This window comes from Streptomyces sp. NPDC091649 (genome assembly GCF_044756785.1).
Classification (GTDB): Bacteria; Actinomycetota; Actinomycetes; order Streptomycetales; family Streptomycetaceae; genus Streptomyces.
The window spans coordinates 1-15,958 of record NZ_JBIVTR010000027.1; the positions used below are offsets into that span (position 1 = coordinate 1).

Annotated in this window: 12 protein-coding genes; 6 read left to right on the top strand and 6 right to left on the bottom strand. The window is 71.8% G+C overall.

Features of this window, described 5'->3' with window-relative positions; all coding sequences use genetic code 11:
• Window positions 1-1,391 (bottom strand): homocysteine S-methyltransferase family protein (locus ACIQMU_RS30220; RefSeq protein WP_352244100.1); only part of this gene is annotated, 1,391 nt, incomplete at its 3' end.
• A gap of 240 nt (window positions 1,392-1,631) precedes the next feature.
• Between ACIQMU_RS30220 and ACIQMU_RS30225 the strand changes: the two genes are divergently transcribed.
• The 5 genes from ACIQMU_RS30225 to ACIQMU_RS30245 all read left to right on the top strand — a co-directional run bounded on the left by ACIQMU_RS30225 (window position 1,632) and on the right by ACIQMU_RS30245 (window position 8,069).
• Window positions 1,632-2,396: an IclR family transcriptional regulator gene (locus ACIQMU_RS30225; protein WP_352244098.1), complete on the top strand. Its 765-nt coding sequence runs from the start codon at window positions 1,632-1,634 to the stop codon at window positions 2,394-2,396.
• A 425-nt stretch (window positions 2,397-2,821) separates the two neighbouring features.
• A complete protein-coding gene (locus tag ACIQMU_RS30230) occupies window positions 2,822-3,613 on the top strand; it encodes an MIP/aquaporin family protein (RefSeq protein WP_352244097.1) in 792 nt (263 codons plus the stop codon).
• Window positions 3,614-3,658: 45 nt separating this feature from the next.
• Complete coding sequence (gene glpK, locus ACIQMU_RS30235) at window positions 3,659-5,203, top strand: glycerol kinase GlpK (RefSeq protein WP_352244096.1); 1,545 nt, start codon at window positions 3,659-3,661, stop codon at window positions 5,201-5,203.
• Window positions 5,204-5,218: 15 nt separating this feature from the next.
• The gene (locus ACIQMU_RS30240; RefSeq protein WP_352244095.1) at window positions 5,219-6,829 is read left to right on the top strand and encodes a glycerol-3-phosphate dehydrogenase/oxidase; all 1,611 of its coding nucleotides are present in this window, start codon (window positions 5,219-5,221) and stop codon (window positions 6,827-6,829) included.
• Between the two features lie 196 nt (window positions 6,830-7,025).
• Window positions 7,026-8,069 (top strand): PAC2 family protein, encoded by a 1,044-nt coding sequence (locus ACIQMU_RS30245; protein WP_352243723.1) that lies wholly within the window; start codon window positions 7,026-7,028, stop codon window positions 8,067-8,069.
• Between the two features lie 79 nt (window positions 8,070-8,148).
• On the opposite strand, the gene ACIQMU_RS30250 is transcribed toward ACIQMU_RS30245, so the two are convergent.
• The 5 genes from ACIQMU_RS30250 to ACIQMU_RS30270 form a co-directional block, all read right to left on the bottom strand.
• Complete coding sequence (locus tag ACIQMU_RS30250) at window positions 8,149-11,196, bottom strand: NPCBM/NEW2 domain-containing protein (RefSeq protein WP_402690118.1); 3,048 nt, start codon at window positions 11,194-11,196, stop codon at window positions 8,149-8,151.
• Between the two features lie 124 nt (window positions 11,197-11,320).
• Window positions 11,321-12,550, bottom strand: coding sequence for a cysteine--1-D-myo-inosityl 2-amino-2-deoxy-alpha-D-glucopyranoside ligase (mshC, locus tag ACIQMU_RS30255; protein ID WP_402690119.1), 1,230 nt, complete (start codon window positions 12,548-12,550; stop codon window positions 11,321-11,323).
• A gap of 121 nt (window positions 12,551-12,671) precedes the next feature.
• Window positions 12,672-13,517 carry an SCO1664 family protein gene (locus ACIQMU_RS30260; protein WP_402690120.1) on the bottom strand — a complete coding sequence of 282 codons (846 nt, stop codon included), beginning with the start codon at window positions 13,515-13,517 and terminating at the stop codon, window positions 12,672-12,674.
• Window positions 13,481-14,071: a DUF3090 domain-containing protein gene (locus tag ACIQMU_RS30265; RefSeq protein WP_352243719.1), complete on the bottom strand. Its 591-nt coding sequence runs from the start codon at window positions 14,069-14,071 to the stop codon at window positions 13,481-13,483. The genes ACIQMU_RS30260 and ACIQMU_RS30265 overlap by 37 nt, the downstream gene beginning before the upstream one ends.
• Before the next feature lie 69 nt (window positions 14,072-14,140).
• A complete protein-coding gene (locus ACIQMU_RS30270) occupies window positions 14,141-14,863 on the bottom strand; it encodes a histidine phosphatase family protein (protein ID WP_352243718.1) in 723 nt (240 codons plus the stop codon).
• Between the two features lie 53 nt (window positions 14,864-14,916).
• Between ACIQMU_RS30270 and corA the strand changes: the two genes are divergently transcribed.
• Complete coding sequence (gene corA / locus ACIQMU_RS30275) at window positions 14,917-15,909, top strand: magnesium/cobalt transporter CorA (RefSeq protein WP_352243717.1); 993 nt, start codon at window positions 14,917-14,919, stop codon at window positions 15,907-15,909.
• Window positions 15,910-15,958: the final 49 nt, after the last annotated feature.

A 15,958-nucleotide genomic window follows, 5' to 3' on the forward strand; every position in this document is an offset into this window, starting at 1 on the left:
GCGCTGACCTGCGCGAAGCGCGACTCGGGCCCGTCCCCGTCCTCGTAGTTGACGGAGTTGATGACGGCCCGGCCGCCCAGCTTCTCCAAACCGGCGCGCAGGACCGGCAGTTCGGTGGAGTCCAGCACGATCGGGAGGGTGGAGGCGGTCGCGAAGCGGCCGGCCAGCTCGGCCATGTCCGCCACGCCGTCGCGGCCCACGTAGTCGACACACAGGTCGAGCATGTGCGCGCCCTCGCGGATCTGGTCGCGGGCCATCTCCACGCAGTCGTCCCAGCGGCCTTCCAGCATGGCTTCGCGGAACTTCTTGGAACCGTTGGCGTTGGTGCGTTCCCCGATCGCCAGGTAGGCGGTGTCCTGGCGGAAAGGCACCGTCTGGTAGAGCGAGGCCGCGCCGGGCTCCGGGCGCGGGCTGCGCTCGGTCGGCGTGAGTCCGCGGGTCCGCTCGACGACGGCCCGCAGGTGCTCGGGGGTCGTACCGCAGCAGCCGCCGATGAGCGAGAGGCCGTAGTCCCGGACGAAGTGCTCCTGGGAGTCGGCGAGACCGTCGGGGCCGAGCGGGAAGTGCGCGCCGTCCTTCGTGAGGACGGGCAGGCCGGCGTTGGGCATGCACATCAGCGGCGTACGGGAGTGGCGGGCGAGGTAGCGCAGGTGCTCGCTCATCTCGTCCGGTCCGGTCGAGCAGTTCAGACCGAGCAGGTCGATGCCGAGCGGCTCCAGGGCGGTCAGGGCGGCCCCGATCTCGGAGCCGAGGAGCATCACGCCGGTCGTCTCGAAGGCGAGCGAACAGATCAGGGGCACGTGGACGCCGAGGGCGTCCATCGCCCGGCGCGCGCCGATGATGCTGGACTTGGTCTGGAGCAGGTCCTGGGTGGTCTCGACGATCAGGGCGTCCGAGCCGCCCGTGAGGAGGCCCTCGGCGTTCTTCTGGTAGCCGTCGCGCAGGACGTCGTAGGTGATGTGGCCCAGCGAGGGCAGCTTGGTGCCGGGGCCGATGGAGCCGAGGACCCAGCGCTGGCGTCCGTCCTTCTGCGCGAACTCGTCGGCGACCTCGCGGGCGATCCGGGCGCCCGACTCGGAGAGCTCGAAGATCCGGTCGGCGATCTCGTACTCGTTGGCGGCGGAGTGGTTCGCGCCGAAGGTGTTGGTCTCGACGCAGTCGACGCCGACCGCGAAGTACTCCTCGTGGACCGAGCGCACGATGTCGGGCCGTGTGATGTTCAGGATCTCGTTGCAGCCTTCGAGGTTCTCGAAGTCCTCCAGCGTGGGGTCCTGCGCCTGGAGCATCGTGCCCATCGCCCCGTCTGCCACCACCACGCGGGTGGCGAGTGCCTCTCGGAGTGCGTCTGCTCGGGTCCGGCTGTCAGCGGCGGATGTCGGCAACGAGGCCATGGATGATCTCCCAGGGATGCGACGGCTGTCGGCTTTGCGTCCTTCTTGGGGAAGGCGCACCACGCCAGCGTAGCCGCAGGAGGCCGGGGACCGTAGGTGTGTCCATGGGACGGACTGCATGCTGTGCGAGGTGCGGCGCGTGCGGCCCGGTGTCGGAGACTTTTCCCGGGAGTCCAACGAAGGTCGGCATCGACCGATAGTGTTCAGCATTGTCGAACCGAGGTGGAGGAGTACGGCGCGATGGCCAAGAACATCCAGTCGCTGGAGCGGGCGGCCGCGATGCTGCGTCTACTGGCGGGGGGCGAGCGCCGGCTGGGGCTCTCCGACATCGCCTCCTCGCTGGGGCTGGCCAAGGGAACCGCGCACGGCATTCTGCGCACCCTTCAGCTGGAGGGCTTCGTCGAGCAGGACGCGGCGTCGGGGCGCTATCAGCTGGGCGCGGAGCTGCTGCGACTGGGCAACAGCTATCTGGACGTCCACGAGCTGCGGGCGCGCGCCCTGGTCTGGACGGACGACCTGGCCCGCTCCAGCGGTGAGAGCGTGCACCTCGGGGTGCTGCACCAGCACGGCGTGCTGATCGTCCACCACGTCTTCCGGCCCGACGACAGCCGCCAGGTGCTGGAGGTCGGGGCCATGCAGCCGCTGCACTCCACGGCGCTGGGCAAGGTGCTGTCGGCGTACGACCCGGTGGCCCACAGCGAGGTCATGGAGGCGGAGCGCCGCTCCTTCACCGGGCGCACCGTCACCGCCGCCGACGCGTTCGAGTCGATGCTCGACCTGATCCGGGCCCAGGGCTGGGCCGCCGACGCCGAGGAGACCTGGGAAGGCGTCGCCGCCGTGGCCGCGCCCGTGCACGACCGGCGCCGGATGCCGGTCGGGGCGGTCGCCGTGACCGGCGCGGTGGAGCGCGTGGCCCCGGGCGGCGCGCTGCGCCCCGAGCTGATCGCGGCCGTACGGGACTGCGCCCGCGCGGTCTCCCGGGACCTGGGCGCCGGCCGCTTCTGACGGGCCGCACGGCCCGTCCCGCGGGCCACCGAACCCTTCACCGCAGGGCCCGTCCCCGCCGGTCGCGGCACCCGCACGCCCCGCCCCGCCGGGTCGTCGGCCGCGGCGGGGCCCGCTCCCGCTCCCCGCACTCGCCTCGACGGTCGCCGCGTCCGTCCCGCTCCTCGCGGTAACGATCGCGTCGCGCACCGAGTCGTGGGCCACAGAACCCTTGACGCCTCCTTCACTCGGGGGAAACACTGCCGTTCAACGGTCGGCATTGTCGAACGCCTAACGGCAATACGCGTTAGGGTGTGACAGTGCCTAGGGCCGGTCAAGCCCTTACAGGCGGGCGCCCACGCTTCGTGGATACCCACCTGGGGCGCGGAACACCGGAGGGACCCGGTGCTCCGCTCTCCCCTGGACGAAGGACAAAGGAGTCGCGGGTGTCCAGCTCCGACATTTTCATCGGCGAGACCATCGGTACCGCCATACTCATCCTGCTCGGCGCGGGCGTCGTCGCCGCCGTCACGCTGAAGCACTCGAAGGCCCGGGACGCGGGCTGGCTGGCCATCACCTTCGGGTGGGGTTTCGCCGTGCTGACCGGCGCCTACCTGGCCGGCGGCGTTTCCGGCGCCCACCTCAACCCGGCGGTCACGCTGGGCCTCGCGATCCAGGGCGGCACCGAGTGGGGCGACGTACCGCTCTATCTCGTCTCGCAGCTGTTCGGCGCGATGATCGGCGCGGTGCTGGTCTGGGCGGTGTACTACGGGCAGTTCCGCGCCCACCTCACCGACCCGGAGATCGTCGACCTGCAGCCCGTCGAGGACGGCATGGTCGACCAGAAGGCGGCCCCCGAGGCGGGTCCGGTGCTCGGCATCTTCTCCACCGGCCCGGAGATCCGCAACGCGGTGCAGAACGTCGTCACCGAGGTCATCGCGACCGTCGTCCTGGTCCTGGCGATCCTGACCCAGGGCCTGAACGACGCGGGCAACGGTCTCGGCACCCTCGGCGCGCTGATCACCGCCCTGGTCGTCGTCAGCATCGGCCTCTCGCTCGGCGGGCCGACCGGCTACGCCATCAACCCGGTCCGCGACCTCGGTCCGCGCATCGTGCACGCTCTGCTGCCGCTGCCGAACAAGGGTGGTTCGGACTGGGGCTATGCCTGGGTACCCATCGTGGGTCCGCTCATCGGCGGCGCCATCGCCGGCGGGCTCTACAACCTCGCCTTCGCCTAGCCCGAGCCGTACATCCACCACTCGACAGACTTGCGGGAGCACACCGTGACCGACGCACACACCACCGGCACCCACGGCACCGGGCCGTTCATCGCCGCCATCGACCAGGGCACCACGTCCAGCCGCTGCATCGTCTTCGACAAGGACGGCCGGATCGTCTCCGTCGACCAGAAGGAGCACGAGCAGATCTTCCCGAAGCCGGGCTGGGTCGAGCACGACGCGACCGAGATCTGGGAGAACGTCCAGGAGGTCGTCGCCGGCGCCATCGTCAAGGCCGGCATCACCTCCGCCGACGTCAAGGCGATCGGCATCACCAACCAGCGCGAGACCACGCTGATGTGGGACAAGAACACCGGTGAGCCGGTGCACAACGCCCTCGTCTGGCAGGACACCCGCACCGACGCGCTCTGCAAGGAGCTCGGCCGCAACGTCGGCCAGGACCGGTTCCGCCGCGAGACCGGGCTGCCGCTCGCCTCGTACTTCGCCGGCCCCAAGGTCCGCTGGCTGCTCGACAACGTCGAAGGGCTGCGCGAGCGCGCCGAGCGCGGCGACATCCTCTTCGGCACCATGGACTCCTGGGTCATCTGGAACCTGACCGGCGGGACCGAGGGCGGAGTGCACGTCACCGACGTCACCAACGCCTCCCGCACGCTCCTGATGAACCTGCACACCATGGCGTGGGACGACAAGATCCTCTCCTCCATCGGCATCCCGGCCGCCATCCTCCCCGAGATCCGCTCCTCCGCCGAGGTGTACGGCCACGCCAAGGGCGGGGTCCTCGACGGCGTCCCGGTCGCCTCGGCGCTCGGCGACCAGCAGGCCGCCCTGTTCGGCCAGACCTGCTTCGCCGAGGGCGAGGCCAAGTCCACGTACGGCACCGGCACCTTCATGCTGATGAACACCGGCGGAACCCCGGTGAACTCGTACAACGGGCTGCTCACCACCGTCGGCTACCAGATCGGCGACAAGCCCCCGGTGTACGCCCTGGAGGGGTCCATCGCGGTCACCGGCTCGCTGGTGCAGTGGATGCGCGACCAGATGGGGCTGATCAAGTCGGCCGCCGAGATCGAGACGCTGGCCTCCTCGGTCGAGGACAACGGAGGCGCGTACTTCGTGCCGGCCTTCTCCGGCCTGTTCGCCCCCTATTGGCGTCCCGACGCCCGTGGCGTGATCGCCGGCCTCACCCGCTACGTCACCAAGGCGCACATCGCCCGTGCCGTCCTGGAGGCCACCGCCTGGCAGACCCGCGAGATCAGCGACGCCATGACGAAGGACTCCGGCGTCGAGCTGGCCGCGCTCAAGGTCGACGGCGGCATGACGTCCAACAACCTGCTGATGCAGACGCTCGCCGACTTCCTGGACGCGCCCGTGGTGCGCCCCATGGTCGCCGAGACCACCTGCCTCGGCGCCGCCTACGCCGCCGGCCTCGCCGTCGGCTTCTGGCCGGACACCGACGCGCTGCGCGCCAACTGGCGCCGGGCCGCCGAGTGGACACCCCGCATGGACGCGGACACCCGTGCCCGCGAGTACAAGAGCTGGCTCAAGGCCGTCGAACGGACCATGGGCTGGATCGAGGACGAAGAAAGCTGACGAGGAGCAATCACCATGACCACCCTGCAGAGCGTTCCCGCCCTCGGAACGCACCCGGCCTCCGGCTCGCTGCCGAGCCGCGCCGAAACCCGGGAGCAGCTGTCCCGGGCGACGTACGACCTCCTGGTCATCGGCGGCGGCATCCTGGGCATCTCCACCGCCTGGCATGCCGCGCAGTCCGGGCTGCGGGTGGCCCTGGTGGACGCCGGCGACTTCGCCGGCGCCACCTCCTCCGCCTCGTCCAAGCTCCTCCACGGCGGTCTGCGCTACCTCCAGACCGGCGCGGTGAAGCTGGTCGCGGAGAACCACTTCGAGCGCCGCGCGGTCTCCCGCGAGGTGGCCCCGCACCTGGCCAACCCGCTCACCTTCTACCTGCCGGTCTACAAGGGCGGCCCGCACGGCGCGGCCAAGCTCGGCGCGGGCGTCTTCGCCTACTCCGCGCTGTCCGGGTTCGGCGACGGCGTCGGCCATGTGATCAGCCCGGCCAAGGCGCAGCGCGACGTCCCCGAGCTGCGCACCGACAACCTGAAGGCCGTCGCGGTCTACGGCGACGACCAGATGAACGACGCCCGCATGGCGCTGATGACGGTCCGCGCCGCCACCGAGGCGGGCGCGGTCGTCCTCAACCACGCGGCCGTCACCGGACTGCGCTTCACCCGCGGCCGGGTCACCGGCGCCGATCTGAAGGACGGCACGGACGGCACCGAGTTCGGCGTCACCGCCCGGCTCGTGCTGAACGCCACCGGCCCGTGGGTCGACCACCTGCGGAAGATGGAGGACCCGAACGCGGCCCCCTCCATCCGCCTCTCCAAGGGCGCGCACCTCGTCCTCAAGCGGACCCGGCCGTGGCGGGCGGCGCTGGCCACCCCGATCGACAAGTACCGGATCACCTTCGCCCTGCCGTGGGAGGACATGCTGCTCCTCGGCACGACGGACGAGGAGTACGAGGGCGATCCGGCCGATGTCGCGGTGACGGAGGCGGACACCGCGCAGATCCTCGACGAGGCGGCGTTCTCGGTCAGGGACCAGCAGCTGTCGCGGGATCTGATCACGTACTCCTTCGCGGGCCTGCGGGTGCTGCCCGGCGGTCCCGGCGACACGTCCAAGGCCAAGCGCGAGACCGTCGTCACGGAGGGCCGCGGCGGGATGCTGTCGGTCGCGGGCGGCAAGTGGACGACCTTCCGCCACATCGGCCGCACCGTGATGAACAAGCTGGCCGCCCTCCCCGGGCACCCGCTGGCCGAGGACATGGAGCCGATGAACCGGCTGCCGAGGAAGCTGCCGCTGCCCGGCATCGCCAACCCCGACGCGGTCGCGCACCGGCTGCTGATCGACGGCCCCGCCCCCGGCCCCCGGATGGCGCCGGACACCGCCCGGCACCTGGCCACGCACTACGGCTCGCTCGCCTTCGACATCGCCCGGCTGGCGAACGAGCGTCCGGAACTCGCCGAGCGCGTCCACCCGGACGCCCCGGAGATCTGGGCCCAGGTCGCCTACGCCCGGGACCACGAGTGGGCCGAGACGGCGGACGACGTGCTGCGCCGCCGGACCACGCTGACGATCCGCGGCCTGGCGACGGACGAGGTCCGCGGCGGCGTCGAGAAGCTGCTGGCCGACCGGGACTGACGTCCTCCCCGCGACACGGCGGCCGGCTCCCCGCGGGGAGCCGGCCGCCGTGTCGCGGGGGCCATGATGCACTGATCCGGCCGGTGATCCACTCCTGGTGGCAGGGTTCACCCGGCCGTGCAAGAGGGCTGCGGCGCGGGGGCCCCGAAGCCGTAAGGTTGCTCCGTACGCATGGAGACATCGGAAGGAGGCCCGGGTGATCGAGCTCGAGTCGGTACCCGAGCTGATCGACCCGGTCATGGTGGCCGCGTTCGAAGGCTGGAACGACGCCGGGGACGCCGCCTCCACAGCGGTCGGTCATCTGGACCGGGAGTTCAAGGGCGAGGTGTTCGCGGCGCTGGACGCCGAGGACTACTACGATTTCCAGGTCAACCGGCCCACGGTGTGGCTGGACGGCGGGACGCGGAAGATCACCTGGCCGACGACGCGCCTGTCCGTGGTGCGTGTGGGCGGGGAGAAGCCCCGGGACCTGGTCCTGGTGCGCGGCATCGAACCGTCGATGCGCTGGCGGTCGTTCTGCAACGAGATCCTCGGTTTCGCCCATGAGCTGGGCGTCGAGATGGTCGTCATCCTGGGCGCACTGCTCGGTGACACCCCGCACACCCGGCCGGTCCCGGTGAGCGGCGTCACCTCCGACGCGGACCTGGCGCGGACGATGGATCTGGAGGAGACCCGGTACGAGGGCCCCACGGGCATCGTCGGGGTCCTCCAGGAGGCGTGCACGCACGCCGGGGTGCCCGCGGTCAGCCTGTGGGCGGCGGTCCCGCACTACGTGTCGCAGCCGCCGAACCCGAAGGCGACGCTGGCCCTGCTGAACCGGCTGGAGGATCTGATCGGGCTGCGCATCCCGCTGGGCGAACTCCCCGAGGACGCACGGGCCTGGCAGGTCGGTGTGGACCAACTGGCCTCGGAGGACAGCGAGGTCGCGGAGTACGTGCAGACGCTGGAGGAGGCGCGGGACACCGCGGAGCTGCCCGAGGCGTCGGGCGAGGCCATCGCCCGGGAGTTCGAGCGCTATCTGCGGCGGCGTGACGGCGGTCCGGGGCAGGGGCCGGGCGGCCATGCGACGGAGGCCGGGGACGCCTCCTATCTCCGCGATCCCTCCAGCGGCCGCACCCGACCGCCGAAGCCGCCGCGTCCCGAGGCCGGGCGCGGCAAGAGGCCCGAGGAGAAGGGCCCTGACGAGGCGACGGGGAACGACTCCGGCGAAGGGCCGGCGGACGGTTCCCCGGAGGACTGACCACAGCGGTGGCGAACCGCGGAGCGCCGCACGGGAGACGATCCCGTGCGGCGCTCCCGTGCGGGTGGCCGAGCACGGCTCAGGCGCAGTGGAACTTCGCCGCCGCCCAGTCGGCGTGGTCGCCGGTCCTGGACCCGTTGGTGTCGGTGACCTTCAGCCGGACGTGCCGTACGCCGTCGAGCTTCACGTCCACCGGCAGGGTCGCCGATGCACCGGTCAGCCTCGGCGAGGTCCACAGCACCTCGCCGTCGCCCTCCACGGAGAACGCGACCTCGCCGTAGCCGTCGATCTCGTCGTCGATCCCGACGTCGGCGGTGAACGCGGTGCACCGGCCGCCGAGGTGGAGCGCGATGTCGGAGTCGGCGTGGGCGCCGATCCCCTTCTCGTACGTCGTTCCCGCGAGCGTCAGCGTCCTTCCGTCGCTCGCGCCCGACTCCCCGTTGGAGCGGTCCCGTTCGGCCGGGCCGTAGCCGTTGGTCTCGGAGAGCCACACGAGATCGCTCGCCCAGGCCGCTCCCTCGGGCGGCGGCGGCAGGACCGAGACGGCGAGCCGCTGCTGACTCGTGCGGGCGTCGCCGGCGGCCCGGTAGCGGGCCAGCGCCGTCAGCGTGGTCTCGCGCACATCGGCGTCCTTCGCCGGGGTGAGAGCCACCTCGACCCGGCGGGTGGCGCCCGCCGGGATGTGGCCGGGGACCTTCGCCGCGGTGGTCCTCCAGCCCTCGGGGACCTGGAGGGAGACCGTGGTGTCGGTGAGCGCGGAGCTGCCGGCGGTCACGTCGACCAGGACCGTGCCGGGCGTCCCGGCACCGGCCTCCTGGCCCGCGGGGGCGGCCAGGGCGGCGGCGGCCGATGCCCTGGTGCCGCCGACCGCGCTGGTGCCGAGGAGCTTCACGGTGAACTTCTTCGCGGTGCTCAGGGGCGCGGTCTTCACGCGCACCACGCCGCCCCGGTCGTCGGGGTCGTACCACCAGCCCTGGCGGGCCTCCTCGTAGGCGCTCTTCGAGGTCAGCTCGGGCAGCGTCCGGCCCAGCTTCACCTTGCGGGGCTCCGAGCCGGTGTGGACGGTGAACTCGTAGGGGCGCTCGGTCTGTTTGCCGGTGAAGCTCCCCCGGCTCTCGTTGATTGTGACGGAGACGTCGCCGGAGCCGCGCTCGGGGGCCCGGACGTCGGCGCGCTGGATGGCGTAGGCGCCGTCCCGGTGCTGCCGGGTGACGCCGTCGTCCTCGTACAGCATGAAGGAGGTGTCGCCCTGCGGGTAGACGTCCCAGGCCAGCGGGGAGCCGGCGGTGCGGTCGCGGTAGGAGCGGATGCCGGGCCACATCGGGACGGCCGCACCCGCCTTCACGAAGAGCGGCAGGGTGTCGAGCGGGGCGCCGTAGGTGTCGATGGTGGTGGGGCCCTCGTAGGTGCGGCCGCTCCAGTAGTCGATCCAGGTGCCCTCGGGGAGGTAGACGTCCTCGCGCTCGGTGGCGTCCCGGTAGACGGGGGCGACGAGGAAGTGCTCGCCGGAGAGGAACTCGTACTTCGCGGCCTGTGTCGACGCCTTCGGGTCGTCCGGGTATTCCAGGACCAGCGGGCGGACCATGCCGACGCCGGTCTGGGTCGCCTCGTGGGCGTAGGAGTACTGGTAGGGCAGCAGTGACTCCTTGAGCTTGAGGTAGTCGCGGTTGATCGAGGTGTACGGCTCCCCGTGGCGGAAGGGCTGCTTGTCCGTGGCGGCCCAGCCGTCCATGGTCATCGTGGCGCCGAGGAACATCTTCCACTGGAGGTCGCGGGTGTACGTCTTGGCGCTGCCGCCGAAGATCCCGTCGACGTCACCGGTGGTGTAGGCGAGGCCGGACATCGTGGCGCCCGCGTAGGTGGGGATCTGCCAGCGGATGTACTCCCAGCTGCCGGACTGGTCGCCGGACCACTGGACTCCGCAGCGCTGGGCTCCCGCCCAGCTCTCGGGCGACCAGGTGAAGCCGCGGGCGTCGCTGTTGTCCTCGATGCCCCGGTAGGCGTCCTTGCAGGCGTCGAGGGCGAACTTGTAGCCCTCGCCGACCCAGGCGACGTCCAGCTTGGCGACCCGCTGGCCGGCCTTCACCTGGGCGGCGAGGTTCTCGATGCCGTCCTCGGTCCACAGGCCCAGCTCCATATCGCGGTCGTTCAGGCCCCGGGCGGTCTTCTCCAGGTCCTCGTAGCCGCAGCCGTAGCCGTCGTTGACGAGCATCCAGCCGTTGGGCATGTCGTTCTCGACGTATCCGTCGGCGACCTTCAGCGAGTCCAGGGTGCGGCGCTCGCCCCGGTTGGCGTTGTGGAGGTAGCAGTCGGCGTCGCCGATCTCCATGCCGTAGACGGGCGGCAGGAACGGCTTGCCGGTGAGGTCGGTGTACTGTCCGATGACGTCCTTGGCCCCGTCGCCGGCGAAGTAGTAGGCGTCGAAACGCTGTTCCTCCGCGCTGGTCGTCACCGGGTCGGTGAACGCGTAGGAGCCCGGGGCGTAGGTGTTGCGGAAGACGCCGTAGCCGGCCGAGGAGAGGTAGAACGGGACGGAGTTGGGGTGGCCGCCGTCGTCCCAGTTGTAGTCGACGGCGACCTGGACGGTCTTGCCGCGGTGGGAGGTGTTGCCGCGGCCGTTCTGCATCCCGGCCCCGTAGAACTGCTCCCCGGCGCCCCGGACCAGCGTCTGGACGGTCTTCTCGTCCGTCCAGCTCAGGCCCTTCGCCTCGGACCAGACAAGGCTGCCGTCCGCCCGGTGCAGGGCGAAGCGCAGCGGCTTCTTGTAGGCCCGCAGGGTGATCTCGCTCGTCGACAGCTCGTAGCGGTCCCCCCGGTCCTTCCAGCGGGTGCGGGGAGGCTCGCCCTGCGGCAGGACGATGTCGTCGCCGGTGGGGTCGGTGAACCGGCCGTCGGGGGCGAGTTCGATGCGGAAGGTCTCCTCGGAGACGAAGCCGACCCTGGCCTCGGCCTGTCCGGCGCTGAGCCGGTACACGGCTCCGTCGGCCCGGAAGCCGGTCACGTTCCCGACCGTGGTGGACTCCGGCGGGGCCTCGTCGGCGTGGGCCCCGCCGGGTCCCATGAGGACCGCGAACAGCCCGAGCAGTGCAGCGGCTACCGCCACTCTCATGCGCGCTAATGATTGCATAGTGAGCTTTTAGCGCAACTTCGAGCACATGACCATGGACAAAAAGGAACCGGCCTCGAACTTCGTGCAGAAGTCCGAGGCCGGTCCGGATGGTCGGATCGGCCGGCGGGAGCCGCGCTCCGTCCTACAGGGCGACCCCCAGCAGGGCGTCGACCGTACGCGAGACGACGCCGGGCGCACCCTCGTCCGTACCGCCCTCCGCGCCCTGGAGCGCGGCCCAGCGGTCCACCGCGGCCAGCGCGGCGGGGCTGTCCAGGTCGTCCGCGAGAGCCTCGCGGACCTCCTCGACCAGCGCGTCGGCGGACGGCCCGTCGGGGCGGGAGACGGCGGCCCGCCAGCGCGCGAGGCGCTCGACGGCGTCGGCCAGCACCTGGTCGGTCCACTCCCAGTCGGCGCGGTAGTGGCAGGAGAGCAGGGCCAGCCGGATGGCCGCCGGGTCCACGCCGTCGCGGCGCAGCGCCGAGACGAAGACCAGGTTGCCCCGGGACTTGGACATCTTCTCGCCGTCCAGGCCGACCATTCCGGCGTGCACGTACGCCTTGGCGAACGGGTGCTCACCGGTCAGCGCCTGGGCGTGGGAGGCGCCCATCTCGTGGTGCGGGAAGGCGAGGTCGGAGCCGCCGCCCTGGATGTCGAAGCCCATCCCGAGGTGGTCGAGCGCGATGGCGACGCACTCGATGTGCCAGCCGGGGCGGCCCTCGCCCAGGGAGGCCCCGTCCCAGCTCGGCTCGCCCGGACGGGCGGCCATCCAGAGCATCGGGTCGAGGGGGTTCTTCTTGCCGGGGCGCTCCGGGTCGCCCCCGCGCTCGGCGGAGAGCAGGCGCATCGCCTCGGCGTCGAGGCCGGAGACCTCGCCGAAGTGCGGGTCGGCGTCGACGGAGAAGTAGGTGTCGCCGTCCAGGTCGTAGGCGGCGCCCGCGTCCCGGAGGCGTTCGACGAGGGGCACGATGCCCGGTATCGCCTCGACCGCTCCGATGTAGTGCTGCGGGGGCAGCATCCGCAGGGCGGTCATGTCCTCGCGGAAGAGAGCCGTCTCGCGCTCCGCGAGGACGGTCCAGTCCTGACCGTCGCGCACGGCCCGCTCCAGCAGCGGATCGTCCACGTCGGTCACGTTCTGGACGTAGTGGACCTGCCGCTTGGTGTCGAGCCACACGCGCTGAACGAGGTCGAACGCGTTGTAGGTCGCCGCATGACCCATGTGGGTCGCGTCGTACGGCGTGATGCCGCAGACATAGATGCGGGCGACGGGACCGGGGTCAAGGGTGATCCGTCCGCCGGTCGCGGTGTCGTGGATCCGAAGGTCGCGGCCCTTGCCAGGCAGGGCGGGGACCTCAGAAGCGGGCCAGGCATGCATGTCATGAGCGTAACCGGACGATGCTTCCGGATACGAACCGGCTCCGGAAACCTGTCCGAAGAGGCCCTCTTGCGTGAAGCCCCGGGCCGGCGGTAGAGCCCGCCCCTGCCGCGAGGGGCTTCTACACCGGCGGCCAGGGGATGGGCGGCCACCGGCCACCGGGCCGCGGGTGCACGGCGCGCTTGACGAGCCCGGCGACCCGCTCCCGCAGGGCCTCCAGCTCGGCCGGCGTGATCAGTTCGGCCATCCGGGTGGCGAGGGCGGTCCCCGGCGCCAGCTGCGCGGCGAGCCGGCCCAGCACCGCCAGAGCCTCTTCGGTCAGCGGCTCGCCCGCCCAGCCCCAGAGCAGGGTCCGCAGCTTGTCCTCCGCGTTGAAGGTGACGCCGTGGTCGATGCCGAGGAGCCGTCCGCCGGGGGCGGGCAGCAGATGACCGCCCTTGCGGTCACCGTTGTTGATCACCGCGTCCAGTACGGCGAGCCGTCGCAGCCGGGGGTCGTCGGCGTGCACGAGCAGCGCGGTCCTCCCCTCCTCCACGTTCACGAAACCGACGGCCTTCCAGCCCTCGCCGGGCTCCTCGCCCTCGACGAGCGCCAGCAGCGGTGGTTCGCCGCCGGTCTCCGCGGGATCGGGCGCGTCGATCCAGAGCTGGCACATCCCCTGCCCGTAGGGCCCCTCCCGCAGCACGGTGGGCGGCACGAGGTCCCAGCCGGTCGCCCGGCTGATCTCGTACGCGGCGACCTCCCGCTGGGCGAGGGTGCCGTCGGGGAAGTCCCAGAGCGGCTGCTCCCCCGCGACCGGCTTGTAGGCGCAGGCGCGCTCCTCGCCCTCGTACTCCACCGTGCAGCGCAGCACCGCGTTGGACGCCCCGCCGACCTGCCCGAGGACGGTCATCGTGCCCCCGGCGAGCAGGGTCAGCAGGTCGGCGTCCGTCAGGCTCCGCGGCGGTATCCGTTCTGGCGCGGGCATACGTGTCCTTCCGGATCGAGCGGCAGGCTGCACAGCGGGCACGGCGGCCGGCCGGCGTTGACGACGTCCAGGGCGCGCTGGGCGAAGGCCCGGGCCTGGGCGCCGCTGAGCCGGACGCGGAGCATCGGCGGGCCGTTCTCCTCGTCCTGGAGGAGCTTCTCCTCGGCCTCCGCGAGGTCGTCCTCGGAGTCGGCGTCGAGCTCGACGAGGGCCTGCGCCTCGACGATCATGCGCTGCTCCTCGCCGTCCCAGGCCAGAGCCATGGTGCCGACCCGGAACTCCTCCTCGACGGGGACGTCGAGCGGCGCGGTGTCGGTCACGTCGGTGGGGGCCACGGCGGGCACCGGGGAGTTGCCGCCGGTGCGGCGCACGACCTCGTCGAGCAGTTCGTCGATCCGCTCGGCGAGAGCGGCGACCTGGGTCTTCTCCAGGGCCACGCTGGTGACCCTGCCCTGGGAGGACGCCTGCAGGAAAAACGTACGGCGGCCAGGCAACCCGACCGTACCGACCACGAATCGGTCCGGTGGGTCGTAGAGGAACACCTGACGGGACACGTCCTGCTCCCTTGAGCTTCGATGATGGCGGGCGGCGCTACGGCGCGTCCACCCTACTGCCCGGAGCGATCACGGCGCGCCCGCGCCGCCCCCCACCGCCGCGTCCGCCGTGCCGTCGCCGGTGGGGGACGAGGCGGCGTCCGCCCCGACGGCGTGTTCGCGGGGCGCCAGGGAGGCGAGGTCACCGGTGTCGCCGAGCCTCAGGAGGAAGGGGCGCAGCCGCGTGTAGCGGATCGCGGTGACCGAGCAGGGGTCGGCCTGGAGGCGCTGGAAGAGGTCCAGGTGCATGCCCAGCGCGTCGGCGACCAGGGCCTTGATGATGTCGCCGTGCGAGCACATGACGTACGTGGCGTCCTCGCCGTGCTCCCCCTCGACCCGGTCGTTCCAGTCGCGTACGGCGTCGACGGCGCGGGCCTGCATCGCGCGCATGGACTCGCCGCCCGGGAAGGCCGCCGCGGAGGGGTGCTGCTGGACGACGGACATCAGGGGTTCGTCGGCGAGTTCGGCCAGCTTCCGCCCCGACCACTGGCCGTAGTCGCACTCGCTGATGCGGTCCTCGATGTGCAGCGGCAGACCGGGGCGGGCGTCGAGGAGCGGCTGGAGCGTCTGCCGGCAACGCTCCAGGGGGCTGCTGACGGCGAGGACCGGGGCGAGGGCGGACAGCCGGGCGGGCAGGGCCGCGGCCTGTTCGGCGCCGCGTTCGTCGAGGGCGACCCCGGGGGTGCGGCCCGCGAGCACTCCGGCGGTGTTGGCGGTGGAGCGTCCGTGGCGTACGAGGATCAGCGTGGGCATACTCGCCAGCGTAGGGGGCGCCGAAGGTGCGCGGGAGCCGGTCTCGGGGAAGAATGCCCGCCGTGATCGTGGACTGTGCCATCTACCGGGACGGGCGCCGCATCGAACGGCCCGACGACTTCTCCGGCGCCCTGGACGAGGCGCGGGACGCACTGGATGCGTTCCTGTGGATCGGGCTGCACGAGCCCACGGAGGAGGAGTTCGACCTCGTACGGGAGGAGTTCGGGCTGCACCCGCTCGCCGTGGAGGACGCGCTGCGGGCCCATCAGCGGCCCAAGCTGGAGGTGTACGACGACTCCCTGTTCGCGGTCCTCAAGCCGATCGTCTACGAGCCCGAGAGCGACACGGTCAGCGCCGACGAGCTGATGGTCTTCATAGGCGACTCGTTCGTGGTGACGGTCCGGCACGGCGAGGGCGCCCCGCTGGCGGCCGTGCGCCGCCGCCTGGAGGCCGAGCCCGAGGTGCTGCGGCACGGGCCGACGGCGGTGCTGTACGCGGTCAGCGACGCGGTCGTGGACCACTACATGGACGTGGCCGGCGAACTCCAGGTGGACCTGGAGGAGCTGGAGACGCAGGTGTTCGCCCCGAGCGGCGGCGACTCGAAGAACACCGCGGCCCGGATCTACACCTTCAAACGGCAGGTGCTGGAGTTCCGCCGGGCGGCCGGTCCGCTGACGGCGCCGATGGACCGGCTGGCGGGGGCGGGCGTGCCGTTCGTCCACGAGCACGCGCAGCCGTTCTTCCGCGACGTGGCGGACCATCTGACGCGCGCCAACGAGCAGGCGGAGGGACTGGACCGGCTGCTCTCGGACATCCTGTCGGCCCATCTGGCGCAGATGGGCGTGCGGCAGAACGACGACATGCGCAAGATCTCCGCCTGGGCCGCCATGGCCGCCGTGCCGACGATGGTGGCGGGCGTCTACGGCATGAACTTTGACCACATGCCGGAGCTGCACTGGGTGTGGACCTACCCGGCGGTGGTCGCGCTGATGGGCTGCGCCGTGTTCGGTCTGCACCGGCTGTTCAAACGGCGCGGCTGGCTCTGAGCGCCCGGCCGCGGCGGGCCGGGAGGGCTCAGGTGTGAGGCGCGCGTTC